Origin of the sequence: Streptomyces sp. (genome assembly GCF_035563135.1) — a bacterium.
GTDB lineage: Bacteria > Actinomycetota > Actinomycetes > Streptomycetales > Streptomycetaceae > Streptomyces.
On sequence record NZ_DATMVN010000486.1, the window covers coordinates 1 to 19,551 of the forward strand.

Here is a 19,551-nt window from a genome sequence, read left to right on the forward strand (position 1 = left end):
CCGCCGTCCGCCGCCGCCTCGCGGGCCCGCGTTCGGCGCGGCCTCTTCGGCGGCCCCGGGCCGGTAGCAACCGGAGCGGAAGACCCCCAGGACCCGGCACAGCCGCTTGACGCCGAAGCCGGCGCGGCGGCCGGGGACGAATTTCCAGCGGCAGGTCTTCACTGCACCTCCCCGGCGGGACAGGCGTCCGCCCGGCGCAGGATCTCCCGCTCCAGATGCCACCCCTTCCCGGCCTTCACGAGCCTGGCGTTCTCTGCCCGCAGCCGGATCAGCCCGCCGGTCTGACTCTCCGGGACCCTCTCGCCAGGGACGGTCGGCACGTTCGCCCCAGCGTCCTTACGGACCCACGTGCGCAGCGTCTCCCCGGTAACCCCGGACTCTGCGGCCAAGGCCGCGTACGTGCGCTTGCCGCCGGCCGCGCGAAACAGCGTGACGGCCTCCCTCCGGAACTCCTCCGTGAACGGAGACCGGCGCCCCACGTGGACATGCCTCCCTGGACCATCACGATCCATCATCAGGGTTGTCCACCCCAGGAGATCCGTCTCGGTCAGCTTCACCGGGCTGCCTGCACCTGCCGGGGCCGCTTCTCGGGAACTCCGCGTGCGGCGCCCTGCTGCCGCTCGCCTGCCGGAGGAGCACGAGGGCCTGTCCGGAAGAGGAGCCGGCGGGAGTTGTGCACACGATGAGCACCTGTTCCGGCGAACGGGCGATGGACAGCGTCTGCTGTGTCACCGTCACTGTGCCGACGACGGGATGGTGCAGCTCGTAGGCCGCGGCATCGCACGGCGCCACGCCGTGGTCCCCCCACAGTGCGACGAACTCAGGGCTCTTCATCGTCAGCTCACCGATCAGCTCCGCGAGCAGCGGGTCCTCCGGGTGCCTGCCGACGGCGCTGCGCAGGTTGCCGACCACCGCGCGTGCCTTGCGCTCCCAGTCCGCGTAGAGCTCGTGACAGTGCGGGTCGAGGAACAGCATCCGGCTCATATTCGGGCGTCGCGCCGGGTCGTCCGGGCCGAGGAAGTCCAGGTGACCGGCCAGCAGGGCGTGCCCGAGGGTGTTCCAGGCCAGCACGTCCGTACGGCGGCCGAGCACTATAGCCGGGACGCCGTCGACTGCGCGCAGGAGGTCGCGTGTCTCGTCGGCGAGCTTCTCGGGCCGCGGGCGGCGCACCCGGGGCACGTGGCGGGCGGCGTCGGCGAGGCGGTCGAGGTGCTCGCGCTCATGACCGTCGAGCAGGAGAGCGCGGGCGATCGAGCCGAGCACCTCGGCCGAGGCTCCGCGGGACAGGCCCTGTTCCAGCCGTGCGTAGTACGAGACGCTGACGCCCGCCAGCTCGGCCAGTTCCTCGCGCCGGAGCCCGGCCACCCGCCTGCGGGGCCCGAGGTCGCGCAGGCCGACGTCCTCGGGCCGAAGCCGCGTCCGCCGGGCTCGGAGGAAGGCGCCGAGCGGTCCAGGTCCATTCATACCCCCAGTATTCGGTGTGCGGCCCGGCACCAGCCACACCCTGGGAGGGGTAGGACAACCCGGGAGTGGCTCGTGCCCGTCCGTGCGTCCAGGCTCGGTCTCATTCGGCTGCGTACTTCAGACCCCAGGACGGAGCACATGGATCAGAACCCGGAACAGATAGCCCTTGGTGACGTCACCGTCACCCGGATCAAGGAGTTCTACGGCTCGGTCGAGATGCCCCCGGGCCAGTTCTTCCCGGACAGCCCCGACGGCTCGTGGGAGGAGCACCGCGACTGGCTGGCGCCCGACTTCTGGAACCCGGAGACGGACGAGTGCCATTCGGCGATCCAGTCCTGGCTGCTGCGCAGCGAGGGGCGCACGATCCTCGTCGACACCGGCGTGGGCAACCACAAGGACCGGCCCTACGCACCGGTGTGGAGCCGTCTGGACACGAACTACCTCGACAACCTCGCCGCCGCCGGAGTTCGGCCCGAGGACGTCGACATCGTGGTCAACACCCACCTGCACATCGATCACGTCGGCTGGAACACCCGCCTCGACGGCCGGACCTGGGTGCCGACCTTCCCGAACGCCACGTACCTGATGACCGGGCGGGACTTCGAGTTCTGGGACCCCGCCAACGAGAACAAGACCGTGCTCGGACGGGGGAACCAGAACGTCTTCGAGGACAGCGTCGCACCGGTCCACCGGGCGGGACTGACGCACCTGTGGGAGGGGACGTACCGGATCGACAAGAACCTGCGTCTCGATCTCGCTCCTGGGCACACCCCCGGTTCGTCCGTGCTCACCCTGGAGTCCGGCGGCGACCGGGCCTTGTTCGTCGGGGATCTCGTGCACACCGCGCTGCAGATCGCAGAGCCGCAGACCAACTCCTGCTTCTGCGAGGACCCGGCGGAGTCCCGCGCCACCCGGCACGAGCTGCTCGGCCGTGCCGCCGAGAGCAACGCGCTCGTCTTCCCGGCGCACTTCGGCGGCCAAGGGGCCGCTGAGATCGCGCGCAGCGGATCGAAATTCGCGATCAAGCAGTGGGCGGACTTCTCCCGCACCTCCTGATGCCCCCTCCGGAAAGGAAGCATGTCCCGTGCCCCGACAGGCAGATCCGGTCGTCGAGACCCCGGCGGGCGCCGTGCGCGGTGTCCGTGACGGATCCGGCGAGCGCTACCGCGCCCTCCCCTACGCGGCGGCCCCGACCGGCGCCGGCCGTTTCGCCCCACCCGCACCGCACCCGGGCTGGCCCGGTGTCCGCGACGGCACACGGGCCTCGCCCACGGCTCCCCAGCCGGCCCGAGACTTCGGCCGTCTCGACATGGCCCCCTACTTCGGGCCGGGCTGGGTGCCCGGCGAGGAGTACCTGACCGTCGACGTTCACTCTCCTGCCGCCGACGGCGGCAGGCGTCCCGTCATGGTCTTCGTGCACGGCGGCGGGTTCGTCACCGGCTCGAACCGCGCCGCGCTCTACGACGGCAGCGCGTTCGCCCGCGACGACGTCGTGCTCGTGACGGTGAACTACCGCCTCGGCATCCCGGGGTTCCTCGATCTGGCGGGTGCTCCGGCCAATCGCGGACTGCTGGACGTGCTCGCCGCGCTCAGCTGGGTACACACCACGATTGCGGCATTCGGCGGCGACCCCGGGAACGTCACAGTCTTCGGCCAGTCCGCGGGCGCCACACTCATCGGCGCGCTGCTCGCGGCACCGGAAGCCGACGGCCTGTTCCGGCGAGCGATCATCCAGAGCGGCAACGGCACCGGTGCGTTCACCCCGGAACAAGCACGGCGGGTCACCGCCGCGGCGGCCGCTGCACTGGGCGTCGAACCGACAGCCGAGGCGTTCGCCCCGATCCCGGACGAGCGCTTCCTGGCGATCCTGCCCGCACTGGCCGGCCTCGACCTCCGCACCAGCACCGCCACGGACCCGCTGGCCGGGCTCAGCCCGTTCGGCCTGGTCCTGCCGGTCCAGCCCGCCGACGGTCTCGCCGACGGCCCGGCCGGCGGCGTCGACCTGCTCATCGGTACCAACACCGAGGAAGGGAACCTCTACGTCGTACCGCAGGGCGGCCTGGAGTCCACCACGGAAGCCGATGTGCTCGCCGTCGCCACCCGGGTGCACGCAGACCCGGAGACCGCCCTCGCCGCGCACCGTGCGGCAAGGCCGGACGACACACCGGGCGAGCTGCGCTCCGCCGTGCTCGGGCAGGCCCTGTTCGAGGCCGGCACGACGCGCATGGCGCAGGCCCACGCGCGGATATCGGGCGGCCGCACGCACCTCTACTCTTTCGGGTACCGCTCGACGGCCCTGGGCGGGCGGCTCGGCGCTGCCCACACCGTCGAACTGCCCTTCGTGTTCGACGTCGCCGACAAACCCTGGCTGCACGGGGACGCCTGCCTGCTCGGCACCGACCCCGCCCCAGCAGGACTCGCAGCCCAGGTCCACAGCGCCTGGATCGCATTCGCCGGCACCGGGGACCCGGGCTGGGCACCGTACGACCCGCAGCGACCCGTGGTGGAAATCCTCGGAGGCTGAGCGTCCTCCCGCCGGATGGAGCGCCGCCGGCCGAGTGCTGTGCCCGGACCACCTCTTGATGGTGTGCAGGTCAACCAGCGTCTACGCCGGCGCCCTCTGCTTTCCCGGCTGCCGTCGAGCCGGGCACGACGCCGAGGGCTGCTTCCATCCACGGCGAGGTCATTTCCCGGCAGCTGTGGCCGACGGGCTCGGTGCCGCTCTGAGCGGTGAGGCTGAATGCGGTCTGAGCGGGCTGGTGAGTTCGGTGATGGGCTGGGGGGCGGCCCGGGGGAGGCCGAGTCGTCGGCGGGCCTGGTGGACGGTGGCAAGCTGTTCGGCGTCCGCCGCGCCCCAGTCGAAGAATGCGGTTGCTTGTTCGGGGGTCGCCAGGATGCGGGTGCAGGTCCGGCCGGTGGCCGGAGCGGGCCCTGCGGGGCCGATGCCGGAAAGCGCTGCGGCGTAGCGCAGGTGTGCGCGCCGCGCGGGGGGATCGGTGACGTGCCCGAGGAGCAGAGGGTTTTCGAGCTGGGCGGCTGCCTCCTCTTCAACTCCGCGGCGCAGGGTGGCCAGGCGGTCAACGAGACCGTACTCCAGCCGTCGATCATGGTGGTTTCTCCTTCAGACGGTGCTGGGCCAGCAGGAGGCACAAGGCTGTGTTGAGCGTGGCCACGCGGCGGAGCGTCCTGGTCAGGTCGGACGGTTGGTGATGCGGAGCAGCGCCGAGGGTGGCGGCCGTTGACCTGGAGCACGAGGCGGTAGCTGCCCAGGGTTGACGCAGCAGCGGTCGTGCAGGTGGGCGAGCTGGGCGCTGGTGGCGTCGCCGGCTTTCACGGTCTTCTGGAGCAGACCCAGCAGTGTCCGCTGGGGCGCCGGGGACGGTTTCCCTGCCCACTCGCGCAGAGCTGCGGCCACAAAAGTTCGGTCGTTCTTGATGAGGCCGTCGGGCGTGAGTAATTTCTGTGGTGCTTTGTGGCCGGCGTGCAGGCGGATGCCGGATCGGGCGGTCGGTATGGCAGCCCCTTCCATGGGGTGGGCGCAGGATCCGGTGGCCTTGGTGTGAGCCGGACGGTGGGTGAAGGGGCGGCCCGTGATGCGGTTTCTGGTGTGGGTGATGACTGAGGTGAACTTTCCCCGGACGGCCGCACGGCACGAGATGCCCGGCAGGACTTTGCCCGGCTCATCAGCGAGTTCGTCGACAACGGTTACTCGGCCGAGGTCTTCGGCGAGCACTGCGTCGACCGCCACGCCGATCTGCCCGACACCTCCAAGGTGATCGAGGTGCGCCTGGGCATTGCAGACCTGTGGCCGCTGGCCCCGGAGACACAGGACGAGAACACCCTCTACGGCCTCATCGAGGTACTCCACGATCTGGTCAGCCGACCCCGCACGTGCCAGTACCACAGCTTCAGCAACTGTGGCTGGCACCACTCGGGTTCCATAACGGATCGGCCCGCGTCCTGTACCGGTGGAAAGTCAACCAGTTGCTGCGCGAGGCAGGCATCGAGTACGAGCTTGCTACCGAAGGTGAGGACCTCGGGCGCCTGGTCGCCATCACCGACGGTGCCCGAAGCCAGTCGGTGCGCCGCGCTCTCAACGACAGCCCACCCGATGGGCAGGCGGCTCAGTCGGAGGACGGTTTGCGGTCGCCCATCCGCTTCCAGCGGGCCTTCAGCGCGTGCGCGGCGGTCTTGGGGCGGCGGTCACGGGTGAAGACCCCCTTCCTGTTGCCGTCGATGCGGTGGATGCCGTTCGACGTCTGGAAGTCGGCGAAGTTCCACACGTGTTCGCCGACCACTGCCTCGCTGCGGTCGAAGGCCCGGTGGTTGGCCTCGAGATAGGCGGTCTGGTACTCCTCCGTCCACGGCATGTCCCACACCGAGTGCAGGCCGGGCATCGCGTCGGCGCCGTACTCGCTCATCAGGATGGGCTTGTCGAACCTCTCGGCCCAGCCGCGGAGGTCCATCTCCATGTACGACTCGGCCGCGGCGAGGTCACCAGTGGCGACATACCAGCCGTAGTAGCGGTTGAGGCAGATGATGTCGAAGAGGTCGGCGATACGGTCGTTCTTGTAGGTGGCGAACATGACGGCCGCATAGCTGACCGGCCGGGTCGGGTCAAGCTTGCGGGTGAGTTCGACCAGCGGCTCGAAGTACTCGCGTGCGCCGTCCTCGTGCGAGGAGGGCTCGTTGGCGAGGCACCACATCACGACACTGGGATGGTTCTTGTCCCGGGCGACGAGTTCGCGGAGGGCCTGCGCGTGGGCGGACCGGGTCTTGTCGTTGAACGTCTCCTCAGAGAAGGTCGGCTTGTGCGGGCGCCCGGCCAGCCCGCCCTCGACGGCCAGATTGATACCGACGGCCGCGGTCTCGTCGATGACCACGATGCCGTGGCGGTCCGCGAAGTCCAGGACCTCCTCCGCGTAGGGGTAGTGGGAGGTACGGAAGGAGTTGGCGCCTATCCACTCCATGAGCTGGAAGTCGTGCACGAGATAGGCGTCGTCGTGGCCCTTGCCGCGCACAGGGGTGTCCTCGTGCTTGCCGAAGCCGGTGAAGTAGAAGGGTTCCCCGTTGATGAGGAACTTCCGGCCCCGGATCTCGACCGTGCGCACGCCGAAGGACTGGGTGTAGGTGTCCGTCACCTCGTCGCCGTCCACGATCTCGGCGACGAGATCGTAGAGGTGGGCCGCGCCCGGGCGCCACGGGATGACGTCGTCGATGCGCACGGCGCCGTTGGCGCCCTCCGCCACGGCGACCTGTGTGCCGTCCGCGTCGAGTACGCGCACGCGCACCCGGGCGGACGCGCTGGTCGTGACCGAGTAGTCCACGGTCCCGGTGCTTTTGTCGAGTCCGGTGACGACCGTGATGTCGTCGATGTGCACGGACGGCATGCTGTACAGCCGGACCGACCGGGCGATGCCCGCGTAGTTGTAGAAGTCGTGCAGGTACTTCTGCGTACGCCGGCCGTCCTGGGCGACGGTGATCGTGCCAGGCGGGATCGTGACGTTCGTCAGTTCGTTGTTGACTCCGACGGTGAGGCGGAACTCCTCGCCCGCGCCCACGTACTGGGTGATGTCCGCCTCGAAAGGCGTGTACCCGCCGACGTGTTCCGCTACGAGGTGCTCGTCGACGTACACCTTCCCCTCGTGCGTCACGGCGTCGAAGCGCAGCATGACACGCTCTCCCGCCCAGCCACGCGGTACGCGTGCCGTGCGCTGGTACCAGACCCAGCCGACGTGGTCGCGGATGGCGCTGTCGGTGAACAGGTCGTTGTAACTGGCGGGCACGGCGGCCTCCAGTGGGGTGGCGAGCGGTGCGGCCCAGGGCTGGGGGCCGGTGTCCGCGGATGTCGCGAACCGCCACAGGCCGTCAAGGCTCACAAGTTCGCGAGTAGCTGTGCAACGGGGTTTCAGCACGGGCGGTCTCCTTCTGGCACGCTCCCGCGCATCCTGTGGACGCGTCGGAGCCGTGGGTATGGTGAAGCGGTGGTGGGGTGAGCTGCTGCGGGGTACTCAGCGCGCGCTCTCGAGGGCCCGGACGAAGCCGGCCTCCAAGCTGTCGGTCGCACCGGACCCCTGGGCGAGTGCGGTCCGCAGGGTGCTGTCGGCTGTGCTCCTGGTGGCATAGGAGACAGGGACGTGCGGGAGGTGTTCGGCGAAGACCTGCTCCACCGCGTCCCAGACGTCGTCGTCGGTGACGAGGATCCGCACGGGGGTGTCCAGGGTGAAGCGCTTACGAGGGTCACATCCCGGCGGGAGGGGACAGGTCCAGCTGTGGGCTCCCGGCGGCACCTCCGTCTCCAACGCCTCGGGGCGGAGCGGCAGGACGACCGTGGTCTCGGTACCGGACGGGACGGTGACCTCGATGGTCATGTCGATGCCGGTGACCCGCCAGGAGACGTCGATTTCGCCGTGGTCGGTGAGATGCCGGAGCGAGGCGCGCGCCAGGCCGGGGCCGGGACACGGAGCGATGCGCATCCGGCGGTAGCCGGGCTCGGTCGGGGTGAGGCCTCCGACGGTACGGTGCAGCCAGACGGTGAAGGCGCCCAGCGCGTAGTGGTTGCAGGAGGTCATGTCCGAGGGATGCCGGGTACCGTCGGGGCGGATGGCGTCCCAGCGCTCCCAGGCCGTGGTCGCTCCCTGGGTGACCGGGTGGAGGAAGGAAGGGCATCCGGTCCGCAGGAGCATGCGGTAGGCCTCGACGACGTGGCCGGTCCTGGTGAGAGCCGGCAGTACCCAGGGAGTCCCCGCGAAGCCGGTGGCTGTCCGGAAGCCGGCGCCGGGGACCAGCTCGGCGAGACGGTGTCCGGCTCGGGCCTCCTGGCCGGGCTCCAGGAGGTCGAACGAGATGGCCATGGCGTAGGCAGTGGCTGTCTCACCGGCCGGGCGGCCGGCCGGGGTGACGTACTCGCGTCGGAAGGCGGCTCGGCCCCGTGTGTCGAGAGCCTGGAAGCGTACGGCGTCATCGTGCTCACCGAGGGCGCGGGAAGCGTGGACCAGCTCGCGGGTCGTTCTGGCGAGATATGCCTGGGCCACCAGGTATTTGCCGGTCTTCCCCTTGGACGGGTCATCGGCGGGAGCGTCCGGGGCCAGCCGGTCGCCGAACCGGTACCCGCTGCTCCACAGGCCGTCGGGGTCGAGCGGTCCCGCGACGCCCTCGACGAACCGGGTCATGGACGGGTAGGCACGGCGGAGGATGCCGACGTCACCGTACTCCTGGTCAAGCGCCCACGGAAGGCTGACCGCAACGTCACCCCACAAAGCGGTGGGCGCCGGGGGGCGGGCGAAGACGTCGGGGGCGACGTACGGGACACAGTCCTTCTCCCGTTGCTCGGCGGCGAGGTCATCGAGCCGGGAGCCCAGAACACCCCGGGCGTCGTGGAGGAAGACGGCGGTGGGGGAGAAGGCGTTGATGCCGCCGGTCCAGCCCAGGCGCTCGTCCCGCCGGGGAGAGTCGGTGGGCACTCCCACGAAGTTTCCGCGCATGGACCACACGGTGTTGGCGTGGAGCTGATCCACCAGGCCGTGCGAGGTCTCCAGCCAGCCGGTACGGCGCATGTCGCTGTGCACGACGACGGTCGTGACCTCGTCGAACGGGCCCTCGATCTCCGCATGGCGGAAGCCGTGGAAGGTGAACGCCGGTTCCCCCACCTCCGGTCCGTCCCCGTGCAGGACGTACCGGTCGACCGCTTTCGCGGAGCGCAGCGATGCGGTGTCCAGCGCGCCGTCGGTGAGGATCTCGGCGTGTCGCAGGGTGACGGCCTGCCCGGCCTCGCCGGAAGTGGTGAGACGGAGCCTGTCCGCGATGTTCTGGCCGAAGTCGACGATGACCCGGCCCGCCCGGCCGGTGGTGACGGTGACCGGGGTGAGCTCCTCCGTCCGGCGGATCGGCTCGGCCGTGCGAGGAACCAGGGTGTCCATGTCCCAGTCGTACGGTCGCGTCCGTGACCACTCGCTGTCGTCGAAGCCGGGCTCGTTCCAGCCGATGGGTTCCAGCCGGGCGTCGTACGTCTCGCCGTCGTACAGGCTGTGGACCAGGACGGCAACGGTGGCGCAGGTGAAGGCCGTGTCCGTGCCCAGTGCTTCCGTGATGCCGTCGGTGTGGCGCAGCTCCAGCTGGAGGAAGAGCGCGGGCCGGTCGGCGTAGTGGCACCGTTCGCTGTTCTGCACGGGCGATGTGTAGCCGATCCTGCCGTCCGCCCAGCCTTCACCGACGACCGCGCCCATCACGTTGGCGCCCGGTACGAGCAGGCCGGTGACGTCGTGGGCGGAGACGGGCAGCCTGTGGCGGTAGGAGGTCCAGCCCGGCGTGAGGACCGCGTCGCCGACGCGGGTGCCGTTGAGGAAGGGTTCCACGACACCGAGCGCGGTCACGTGCAGCACTGCCCGCTCGGACACTCGCTCCACGGTGAACTCACGCCGGAAGGAGGGCGCTTCCCCTGCGGGAGGGGTATCGAAGGATGGTGTGATGAAGAGGGCCTGGTACGTGTCGTTCATCGTTCCCTTTCAGGGTCGCGCGGTGGCTTCACTGACCACCTGGGGGACGAGGACAGCGGCAGCGCACCGGATGTCGTCGCTGCTCAGCCCCGTCAGCAACGTCACTTCGCCCGCTTCGCAACCACGCCGGCCGTCAGGCATCGTGTAGGACAGCCGCTCCACCGGGGCCTCGAGGACGAGATCGGCCGCCTCTCCGGCTGCCAGGGCCAGGCGCCGGAAGTCCAGGAGCTGTCGCACAGGGCGCACGACGCTCGCGTGTTCGTCCCGCGCGTAGAGCTGCACGACCGTCTCGCCGTCCCGGGCGCCGGTGTTGACCACCCTGGTGCGGGCCCGCACCATCCCGTCGCACACCTCGGGGTCACCGGCGGACGTCACCTCGAAGTCGGTGTACGACAGCCCGTGCCCGAAGGCGAACAGCGGACTCTGGTCCGGCAGATCCACGTAGGCGTAGGTCTCACCGGCCGGGTGGTCGTAGCCGCTCCCGTGGCGGTGACCGTGGTAGGCGGGAATCTGGCCGAGGTGCCGGGGGAAGGTGGCGGGCAGCTTTCCGCTCGGGTTCGTCGCGCCGGAGACGGCGGATGCGATCGCCGGGCCCGCGGCTTCGCCGAGCAGCGGTGCGAGCAGGACAGCGGCGGATGCCTGGACCACGCGGTCCAGGAGGAGCGGGCGTCCGGAGACCACCACGGTGATCACCGGCCGGCCCGTCGCGGCGAGGAGCTCGACGAGTTCCTCCTGGTCGCCCGGCAGCGACGGCGACACACTCGACCTGCCCTCGCCGGCGGTGTTGCCGCCCACCCGCCCGGTGCGTTCGCCGACGACGGCGATGACCACATCGGCTTCCGAGACCGCCGCCTCGACCTCCGACGCCTGGAGGCCGCGGGTGTCGTCCGGAGTGAAGGACCCGAGCGGCACGTACGCGGTCGCGGCATCCGTCTCCCGCAGGGCCTCCAGCACGGTGGGCGCGCCGGGATGGAGTACGCGTGCCATCTCCTCGAACCGCTGCTGCAGGCTCGGCAGCGGTGTGGTGACGATGTCGGTCGACGCGAAGGTCGCGGAGTCGACACCGGGGACCTCACCGCTGCGTACCGCCTTGATGGCCGCGGGCATCTCGGCCGCCGCCACCGAGGTGTAGGCGCCGAAGTGGACGCGCAGTTCGTCCGCGGCCGGTCCCGTCACCACGACCCGGCGGCCGCCTGCCGTGAGCGGCAGAGTGCCGTCGTTGTGCAGGAGCACCATGCCGCGCGTCGCGATCGACTGCCGGACGGCGGCGGCCTTCGTCCGGTCCGGACGCGGGAGCCGCGCCGGGGTCGGCGTGCCGAGACCGGGGATCAGGCCGGTGCGGGCCTTGGCCGCGAGTACACGCGTCACGGCCTGGTCGATCACCTTCTCGTCCAGGCGGCCCTCGGTGACCTCCGCCACCAGATCCGGGTAGTTGACCGCGTGCGGAAGTTCGACGTCCAGCCCCGCCGAGACCGCCTGCGCGGCGGCCTCGCCGGGGGAGGCCGCCGTACGGTACCGGCTTCGGAGCATGGCGACCGAGTCGTAGTCGCTGACGGTCATTCCGGTGAAGCCGAGTTCGTTCCGCAGCAGCGTGGTCAGCAGCCAGTGGTCGGCGGCCGCGGGCACCCCGTCGATCTCGTTGTAGGAGTTCATGACCACCGACAGGCCGGCCTCGGCGATGGCCCGGCGAAACGGTTCTGCATACTCGTCGGCGAGGGTGCGGCGCCCGAGCTGGGTGGCGGCCATGTTGAGACCGCCCTCGGAGGCTCCGAAACCCAGGAAGTGCTTGCCGGTGGCCAGGAGCCCGCTGTCACCGTCCCCGTCCGGCGCGGTCTGGATACCCCGTACGAAGGCGATCGAGGCCCGCGCCACCAGCTCCGGGTCCTCACCGTACGTCTCGTGCACCCGTCCCCAACGCGGGTCCCGGCTGAGGTCCATCACCGGGGAGAACAGCAGCTGGACACCCAGGTCCCGCATGTGTGCGGCGGTGACGGACGACGCCCGTCGGATCAGGCCGGGATCCCAGGTGGCGGCCTGCGCCCAGGCTGTCGGGAACTGCTCTCCGGCCGCGTGCAGGAAACCGTTGATCCCCTCGAAGTGGACCAGCCCGCCGATCCCGAAGGGCGACGCCTCTCGCGCAGCCCGCTGCACCCGCGCCAAGGCGTCGCGCAGGCTGTCCGCGTCCCGGCCGAGGAACCAGGCCAGCGACAGGTGCCCCACACCGTGCGGGCACAGCTCCGCGAGCCGGTCCGCGTCGAGTGTCGGTGTCCCGGCCGGGCCGAGGGTGAGCAGACCGGGCAGCGCGACGCCGCCGAGCTGTGCCACCTTCTGTTCCAGAGTGAGCCTGTCCACCAGGGCGGCAAGGGTGTCGGGGGTGGTCATACGAGTCCTTTCGACTGCGATGTACGGGGTGGGTTCCGCGAGGGCGGCCAAGGCTTGGACCGAATCGTTTCCGAGGCCTCAGCGCACCCCTCTGACCCGGCAGAAGGCGATCAGCCCGCCCAGGAGGCCGAAGACACCGGACGTCAGATACAGAAGGGTGTAGTTCTTCTCGTCGGTGGCGGTTGCGGTCGAGATGATGAGCGGTGCGGTCAGCGGGGCGAGCGCACCGGGGAGCTTCTGGGAGAGGGTGACGATGGCCAGGAAGCGGCCGGTCTCGGTCTCCCGCTCGGGAAGGATGTCGAGGACGGTAGCCTGGCTGGTCGCCGAGAAGACCGCGATACCCAGATTCATCAGCGTGGCACCGGTCAGAAGGCCTGGCAGCGCGTGGGCGGACGCCGAGATCACGGTGCCCGCGACGAAGACCGATGCCGCGCAGAGCGCGAACGGACGGCGACGTCCCAGCCTGTCCGACAGGTAGCCGCTGCCGAGTGTCCCCGCTGTCATCGCCACCACACTGATACCACCGGTGACAGCGACCAGCCCCGCGACCTCACGCAGACTGAGCCCCAGGCGCTGAGCGTAGAAGAAGGTGACGAAGGACGTGTACAGCGACTGGCCGAAGTAGAAGACGAAGCGTGCCAGGAGATGCCATGCGAAATCGGGGTACGCACGCGGGTCGAAGACGTAGTTCCCCAGCAGGCGTCCGGTCGTCAGCCGGGCAGGGGCGGCAAGCCCGTGGGCGTCCTCCTGGCGGAAGAACACCACAAGGAGCGATAGCGACACCGCGCCGACCAGGCCCGGGAGAACGAGGACCAGAAGGTGATCGTCGCTCACGGTGCCGACGAGAAGGACACCGAGGACGGGCGCCACCATCGTGGTGGAGCCCGTGAGTCCGGCGACCTTTCCGCGCTGGCCGGGCGGAAGACAGTCGGCCTGCATGTTCCCGAGCGCGCCGAGCGCCGTCCCCCAGCCCAGGGCTGCGAGGGCCCAGCCGAGTCCGAGCACCGGGATGTTCGGCGCGTACGCCATCGTCACGAGAGAGGTCATGCCGAGAACCCCGCCCCCGATCAAGTACGGCACACGGCGCCCGAGTCGGGAGCGGGTACGGTCGCTGAACGTCCCGACCGGCGGACCGGTGACGAGCGAGAGCGCCGAGCCGATGCCCAGGATGTAGCCGACGGCCGCCTCGTTGCCGGGTGCGAGCCGGTCGGCGCGCAGAGCGAGCGAGAAGGCCATCGGAACCATGAGCGCCATCGCGACACCGAAGTTGGCCGCTACCAGCAGCGCGACGCGTCCACCGCCCAGGCGTGGGAGACCGGCGTCGGCAGGGGCGGGGGCAGGTGCGACGTCGGGAACGGGGACGACATGCCCGGAGCCGCTCCGGCCCGCCCGGCCGGCGTCCTTGTGTGAGCCGGCATTCTGGGACTTCGTCATGGCCGCCCGCGCCGGGCGACCTCGCCGAGCCACTTCAGGCTCGGCTTGGGGCGGCGCTCGAACGTGTCCCGGTCCACGGCGATGAGGCCGAACGTCGGTTCCCAGTGGCCCCATTCGAAGTTGTCCAGGGCGCTCCAGTGGAGATAACCCCGGACGTCGACGCCCTCCTCGACAGTCTCGAAGAGGTGGCGCAAGGCCTCGGAGGTGTAGGAGATGCGGCGGTCGTCGTCCGCGGTCGCGATGCCGTTCTCGGTGACGAGGACAGGCGTGTTGCCCGTGACTTCCCAGGCGTGCCGCACCGCGATGCCGATCGCGTCGGGCCGGTACGCGTTGCCCGTCAACGTGTTGTCGGGTTCCTGGGGGTGTGGAACGACACCCTCAGCATCGACCGTCTGGCTGGAGTACGCCTGCACCCCGATGAAGTCGTCCTCGCGAGCCGCCTCGAGATACAGGTCCTCGCGCCCGTATCGCACCTCACGGAGCCTGGCCTCGCCGCCCGGGGCGGCAGTCAGCGCCTGGCAGGCAACCGTCCAGCCGGCCTTCACGTCGGTGTGCTGCCTGAGCACCGCACGGGCGGCGTGGTGAGCCTCGGCCAGGCGGAGCCCGATCCGGGGGTCAGGGTCGGGCAGTACGGGGCGTGCGGCACCCTCGACGGTGGGGCTGAGCCACTCCTTCGACCCGCCCGTGCGGGCCGCCTGGCTCATCATCACCATGAGAGCCAGCATGTTGGGCTCGTTGATCGTGCAGACCCACTCGACACCGTCCAGGATCGTCGTCACCGCCTGCACATAGGACGCGAAGCGTTCGATCCCGCCTTCGTCCGTCCAGCCACCCGCCTCGGCGAACCAGCGCGGGTGGGTGAAGTGGTGGAGTGTGACGACCGGTTCGAGACCCAGACCGAGAGCAGTCTCGATCATCCTGCGGTAGTGGGCGAGTTCCGCACGGGAGATGTGTCCCTCGGCCGGTTCGACCCGCGCCCACTCGACGCCGAACCGATAGGCGTTCAGGCCGGCATCGGCCAGCAGACGCATGTCCTCGGCGTAACGGTGGTAACTGTCACAGGCGTCGCCGCTGCGCTCCATCCCGGCCGCGCGGTGCTCCCGTACCCACCAGTCGCTGCCCACGTTGTTTCCCTCGACCTGGTGCGGTGAGGTGGATGCTCCCCAGAGGAAACCGGGGGTCTCGGAAGCCATCGTCAGCTCACTTTCTTCACGGACAGTTCGAGCGCGGCCAGCCGGCGGCGCTCTTCGCGGCGTTCGCGCTGCCGCGCCGGGTCGGCGACCGGCGCGGCCAGCAGGAGGCCCCGCGTGTAGGCATGCTCCGGGGACGTCGTGATGCGGTCCGCCGCACCGGTCTCGACCACGTCTCCCCGGTACAGCACGGTGACCCGGTGGCTGACATGCCGGATCACCGCCAGGTCGTGCGAGACGAACAGGTAGGCCACACCGGTACGGCGCTGGATGTCGATGAACAGATCGAGCACACGTGTCTGGGTGGACAGGTCGAGGGCCGAGACCGGTTCGTCGCAGACGATGAGACGGGGCTTCGGGGCCAGGGCACGGGCGATCGCCACTCGCTGTCGCTGCCCCCCGCTGAACTCACGCGGCAACCGTGCGGAGGCATCCGCGGGCAGGCCCACGTGGTCCAGGAGCTCGCGCACGCGGGCCCGGGCGTCGGGGGCCGACGCACCCTGCACCACCAGCGGCTCGCTGAGGATGTCACCGATGGTGAGGGAAGGATTGAGAGACGTGTAGGGGTCCTGGAAGACCACCTGGATGTCCCGCGCGAGCCTCCGGCGCACTTTCGCCGGGACATGGGTGATGTCCTGGCCCCGGAGGAGGATCCGGCCTCCGCTGGGCTTGACCAGGCCGAGCACGGCACGCCCGATGGTGGTCTTGCCGGAGCCCGACTCTCCGACGAGCCCGAGGGTCTCACCCTCGCGTACGTGCAAGGACACCGCGTGCAGGACCTCCTGAGGCCGCGCGCGGAAACCTCGCCCCGGGTAGGTCACGGACAGTTCACTCACGTCGAGGAGGGGAGAGGTCATGATGCCTCCGTCCCGGGCGCGGCGTTCTCGCGGGAGATTTCGGGCGAGGCCGGCCCGTCTGTGCGTACCGTGGCCTCGTCGAGGATGGAGTCGAGCAGCATCCGGGTGTAGGGGTGGCCCGGCTCGTCGAACAGAGCGGCCGTGCTGCCGGCTTCCACGATCGTTCCGTGGCGCATGACCGCGATGCGGTCGCAGCTGTCGGCGACGACCCCGAAATTGTGGGTGACCAGGAGAACGGCCATGTTGAGTTCCTTCTGCAGGTCGCGCAGCAGGTCGAGGATCTCCGCCTGTACGGTCACGTCGAGGGCGGTGGTCGGCTCGTCTGCGATCAGGAGCAGCGGGCGGCTCGCGACGGCACCCGCGATGAGTGCGCGCTGAGCCATGCCGCCGGATACCTGGTGCGGATAGGAGTCGAACGTGCGCTTGGGATCCGGAATGCCGACCCGGTCGAGCAGGGCGAGGACGCGCTCGCGCGCCTCGCGCCGCGAAAGGGGTGTGGCCGCCCGGACGCCTTCGACGAGCTGAGCGCCGACGGTGAACGAGGGGTCCAGGTTGGACATGGGCTCCTGAGGTACATAGGCGATGGATGTGCCCCGCACCGCGCGCAGTTCGGTTTCCGGAAGCCCGAGGAGTTCACGTCCGTCGAGCCTGATCGAGCCGCGTGCGACGACCGCTTCCGGAGGCAGCACCCCGAGCGCGGCGAACGCGGTCTGTGTCTTGCCCGAGCCCGATTCACCGACGAGTCCGAGTGTCTCCCCGGCCTCCAGACGGATGCTGGCCCCGCTGACGACCTCCTTCAGCTCTCCCGAAGGTGTCGGGTAGGCGATGGACAGGTCCTCCACCACGAGAAGACCGGAGACGGCATCCGTTGCGCCGGGGCGGCCGGTGCCGTCGGCGGCCGGCACCGGCCGGCGGCCCTGGGACCGGGGGAGCCCGGACGCCTTGGGCCGCCCTCCCTCGAGAGCATCCCGCAGGGCGTTACCGAGCAGGACCAGTGAGGCGGTCATGATGCCGAGCAGCAGACTGGGCCAGATGAACTGCAAGGGCTCTTCGTAGAGGTTGGCGAAACCGTCGGAGACCATCGTTCCGAAACTGGCCACCTCGTTGGACCCGATGCCGAGGAACGCCAGGCCGGACTGAACACCGATGGAGGATCCCGCGAGGAACGCGGCCGCGATCACGATCGGCCCGCGAACGACGTAAAGGATGTGCCGTCGGAGAATGCGCCGGTCGGGCAGCCCGGAGACACGGGCGGCGTCGACGTAGAGCTCATTGCTCACGCCGACCACCAGGTTGCGGACCAGACGGTAGATGCCGGGGGACAGCAGCACACCGAAGATCAGCATGGTCACGCGGTAGTCACCGTCGGTGACCGGTAGTAGCACGATGAGAAGCAGCAGCCCGGGGAAGGTCATCACGAGGCTGAACAGCCACTCGGTGACGCCGCGGACACGCCGGCTGAAGTAACCGCCGATCAGCCCGCAGGTTACGCCTACGGCAAGGGCGATGCTCGCTCCGACAAGAGCGGAGACGACACTGGTGTTGATGGAGTTGAGCAGCCGGGCGAGGATGTCGCGTCCACTCTTGTCCCCGCCCAGGAGGTAGCCCGGAGTTCCAGGAGCGGCGTTGACCGCGTCCAGCGAGGAGTCGTTGGGACCGTGGTCGGTGAGCAGTGGGGTGAGCAGTCCGAGGAGGACGATGACGAGCAGAATGCTCGCGCTGATGACGGCCTGCGGGTCGCGCAGGAGTGTGTGCAGGGCTGACTTCCGCCCCGGCTCGGCCGACGGGCTGGAGGTCGTCGGGGAGGTGCTCAATGGACTCTCGCCTTCGGGTTGAGCCAGCCGTTCACGAGATCGACGGCGAGATTGACGCAGATCACGAGCAGGACACCGAAGAGCGTGATGCCCATGATGAGCGGGATGTCACCCTGCAACGACGCGTCGAAGGCGTAACTGCCGAAACCAGGCAGGGCGAACACTTTCTCGATGACCAGCGCCGCACCGAACATCTGGACGAACTCCAGTGACAGTACGGTCAGTGCCGGCCCGGCGGCGTTGCGCAATGCGTGCCGCAGCACGATCGATCGGGTGGAGATGCCTCGTGTGCGCAGCGTGCGTATGTAGTCCTTGCGCAGTTCGCCGATCATGGCGCCGCGGATCTGGGCCGTCAGGTTGGCGATGCCCGGGATCATCAGAGCTGTCACGGGAATGGTGATGGACGCCGCCCAGCGGCCGGGGTTCTCGGCGAACGAGGTGTAGCCCGTTGCCGGCAGCCACTGCAGTTCGATCGCCAGCAGGTAGACCAGGGCGATGGCGATGAGAAGGTTCGGCACGAGGAAGCCGATCAGCGAGGCCCCCTGCGCCATCCGGTCCACCACCCCTCCGCGGGAGGCCGCCAGGACCCCGAGCACCACGCTGATCACAGCGGTGACCAGCAGGGCGGCGAGTACGACGGAGAGAGTGACTCCGAGCCGGACGGAGATGGCTGACCGGACGGGTTCGGCAGTGAAGTAGGAGACACCGAAATCACCGCGCAGCGCATGGGACAGCCAGTCCGCGTACTGGACCAGAACCGGACGGTCGGTCCCCATCCGAACCTTCTGATCCTGGATGGCCTCCGGTGTCGCGCCGCTGCCGAGGAGGCTGCTGGCGACGTCGTCGAAGGACGAACCCAGCAGGGTGAAAGTGATCAGGGTGACCAGGACGGCGAGGACGAGGCCCGTGCCAAGTCGACGCAACACATAGGAGATCATTGCTCAGTACCCTTCGGTCACTGTCCCGCGACGCCGAACTGACGGATGGTGCTGAACGTCGAGGAGCCGTCACCGAGGTAGGTGATGCCCTTCTTCGTCACCCAGTAGGTGCCGACGTGGAAGACCGGAGCGTTCCACGCGTCCTTCACGGTCAGGGAGTTGATCTCCTTGTACATGTCAGCGGCTTCAGTGGGGTCGGCCTTGCTGTTGGCCTGCTTCAGGAGCATGTCGAAGCGCTCGTCGGTGGTCTTGAAGACGTTGCGCGCACCCGTCGGGTCGAAGGTGTTGCGCAGCTCGATCGGCGTGGTGTTGAGACCGTCCATGGTGAAGAACATGGGGAACTTCTTGGAGAGCAGGGCGGAGACGGTCTGTTGCGCGGGAACCGTCTCCCACTTCACGGTGATGCCTATGTCACGCAGCGACTGGGTGATGGTCGGCTCGAAGGGCTTGGTGTAGACCATGCTCGGCATCGAGGCGGTGAAGCCCTTCGCGTATCCTGCCTCGGCCATCAGCCGCTTGGCCTCGGCCGGGTCGTAGGGGTATGTCGTGTCCAGAGCCTTGTCGTACGCCTGGCCCTTGGGATTGAACGACTGGGCTGTCGCCTCGCCGGCCCCCTGGAGGATCTGCTCGACGATCTTGTCGCGGTCGAAGGCCATGTTGATCGCCTTGCGCACGCGCACATCGCCCAGCGGCTTGAGCAGCTTGCCGTCCCGGTCGGCCAGCGTCAGGACGCCGGCGGCGGTCGCGTCCACGTGCTTGACCTCGAAGCCGGAGGTCTTCAGGGTGTCCGCCTGCGTCACTTCGACGCTGCCCGCGTTGATCTCGCCGGCCTTCAGCGCGTTGACGGCCGCCGTGCGGTCCGCGATTACCCGCACCTTGACCGTGGGGAACGGATAGGCCTTCTTGTTCCAGTAGTCGTCACGCCGCTTCAGTACGTAGACCGATCCGTTGACCGTGGCGCTCTTGTCGAGCGTGTA

General features: G+C 69.4%; 14 protein-coding genes and 1 pseudogene. 3 read left to right on the plus strand and 12 right to left on the minus strand.

The window, feature by feature from the left end:
• Nucleotides 1–158: 158 nt before the first annotated feature.
• Both VN520_RS21355 and VN520_RS21360 read right to left on the minus strand, forming a co-directional pair.
• On the minus strand, nt 159–557 hold the full coding sequence (locus VN520_RS21355; protein ID WP_414719904.1) for a transposase: 399 nt from the start codon (nt 555–557) through the stop codon (nt 159–161).
• Complete coding sequence (locus VN520_RS21360) at nt 502–1,464, minus strand: helix-turn-helix transcriptional regulator (protein ID WP_325748546.1); 963 nt, start codon at nt 1,462–1,464, stop codon at nt 502–504. Before VN520_RS21360 ends, VN520_RS21355 begins: the two co-directional genes overlap by 56 nt.
• A 138-nt stretch (nt 1,465–1,602) precedes the next feature.
• Between VN520_RS21360 and VN520_RS21365 the strand changes: the two genes are divergently transcribed.
• Together VN520_RS21365 and VN520_RS21370 are read left to right on the plus strand one after the other, a co-directional pair.
• Entirely contained in the window at nt 1,603–2,520 is a 918-nt protein-coding gene (locus VN520_RS21365) for an MBL fold metallo-hydrolase (RefSeq protein ID WP_325748547.1), read from the plus strand.
• Nucleotides 2,521–2,548: 28 nt separating this feature from the next.
• Nucleotides 2,549–3,988: a carboxylesterase/lipase family protein gene (locus VN520_RS21370; protein WP_325748548.1), complete on the plus strand. Its 1,440-nt coding sequence runs from the start codon at nt 2,549–2,551 to the stop codon at nt 3,986–3,988.
• Nucleotides 3,989–4,654: 666 nt separating this feature from the next.
• Here VN520_RS21370 and VN520_RS21375 read toward each other — a convergent pair.
• Nucleotides 4,655–5,197 carry a hypothetical protein gene (locus VN520_RS21375; RefSeq protein WP_325748549.1) on the minus strand — a complete coding sequence of 181 codons (543 nt, stop codon included), beginning with the start codon at nt 5,195–5,197 and terminating at the stop codon, nt 4,655–4,657.
• Here VN520_RS21375 and VN520_RS21380 point away from each other — a divergent pair.
• Nucleotides 5,093–5,577, plus strand: a pseudogene (locus VN520_RS21380) (hypothetical protein); the annotation flags it as partial. The gene VN520_RS21375 and the pseudogene VN520_RS21380 overlap by 105 nt on opposite strands.
• Before the next feature lie 11 nt (nt 5,578–5,588).
• On the opposite strand, the gene uidA reads toward VN520_RS21380, so the two are convergent.
• The 9 genes from uidA to VN520_RS21425 form a co-directional block, all read right to left on the minus strand.
• On the minus strand, nt 5,589–7,379 hold the full coding sequence (gene uidA / locus VN520_RS21385) for a beta-glucuronidase (protein ID WP_325748550.1): 1,791 nt from the start codon (nt 7,377–7,379) through the stop codon (nt 5,589–5,591).
• 96 nt (nt 7,380–7,475) lie between these two features.
• Entirely contained in the window at nt 7,476–9,959 is a 2,484-nt protein-coding gene (locus tag VN520_RS21390) for an alpha-L-rhamnosidase (RefSeq protein ID WP_325748551.1), read from the minus strand.
• A gap of 9 nt (nt 9,960–9,968) precedes the next feature.
• Nucleotides 9,969–12,341 carry a glycoside hydrolase family 3 N-terminal domain-containing protein gene (locus VN520_RS21395; protein ID WP_325748552.1) on the minus strand — a complete coding sequence of 791 codons (2,373 nt, stop codon included), beginning with the start codon at nt 12,339–12,341 and terminating at the stop codon, nt 9,969–9,971.
• A 78-nt stretch (nt 12,342–12,419) separates the two neighbouring features.
• Nucleotides 12,420–13,775, minus strand: a complete 1,356-nt coding sequence (locus tag VN520_RS21400) for an MFS transporter (protein WP_325748553.1) — start codon at nt 13,773–13,775, stop codon at nt 12,420–12,422.
• A complete protein-coding gene (locus VN520_RS21405) occupies nt 13,772–14,968 on the minus strand; it encodes a glycoside hydrolase family 1 protein (protein WP_325748554.1) in 1,197 nt (398 codons plus the stop codon). The genes VN520_RS21400 and VN520_RS21405 overlap by 4 nt, the downstream gene beginning before the upstream one ends.
• Before the next feature lie 2 nt (nt 14,969–14,970).
• A complete protein-coding gene (locus VN520_RS21410; RefSeq protein ID WP_325748555.1) occupies nt 14,971–15,822 on the minus strand; it encodes an ATP-binding cassette domain-containing protein in 852 nt (283 codons plus the stop codon).
• Entirely contained in the window at nt 15,819–17,636 is a 1,818-nt protein-coding gene (locus tag VN520_RS21415) for a dipeptide/oligopeptide/nickel ABC transporter permease/ATP-binding protein (protein WP_325748556.1), read from the minus strand. Before VN520_RS21415 ends, VN520_RS21410 begins: the two co-directional genes overlap by 4 nt.
• Complete coding sequence (locus VN520_RS21420) at nt 17,633–18,562, minus strand: ABC transporter permease (RefSeq protein ID WP_325748557.1); 930 nt, start codon at nt 18,560–18,562, stop codon at nt 17,633–17,635. Before VN520_RS21420 ends, VN520_RS21415 begins: the two co-directional genes overlap by 4 nt.
• A gap of 29 nt (nt 18,563–18,591) precedes the next feature.
• The coding region (locus tag VN520_RS21425; RefSeq protein WP_325748558.1) for an ABC transporter substrate-binding protein at nt 18,592–19,551 on the minus strand (960 nt) is incomplete at its 5' end.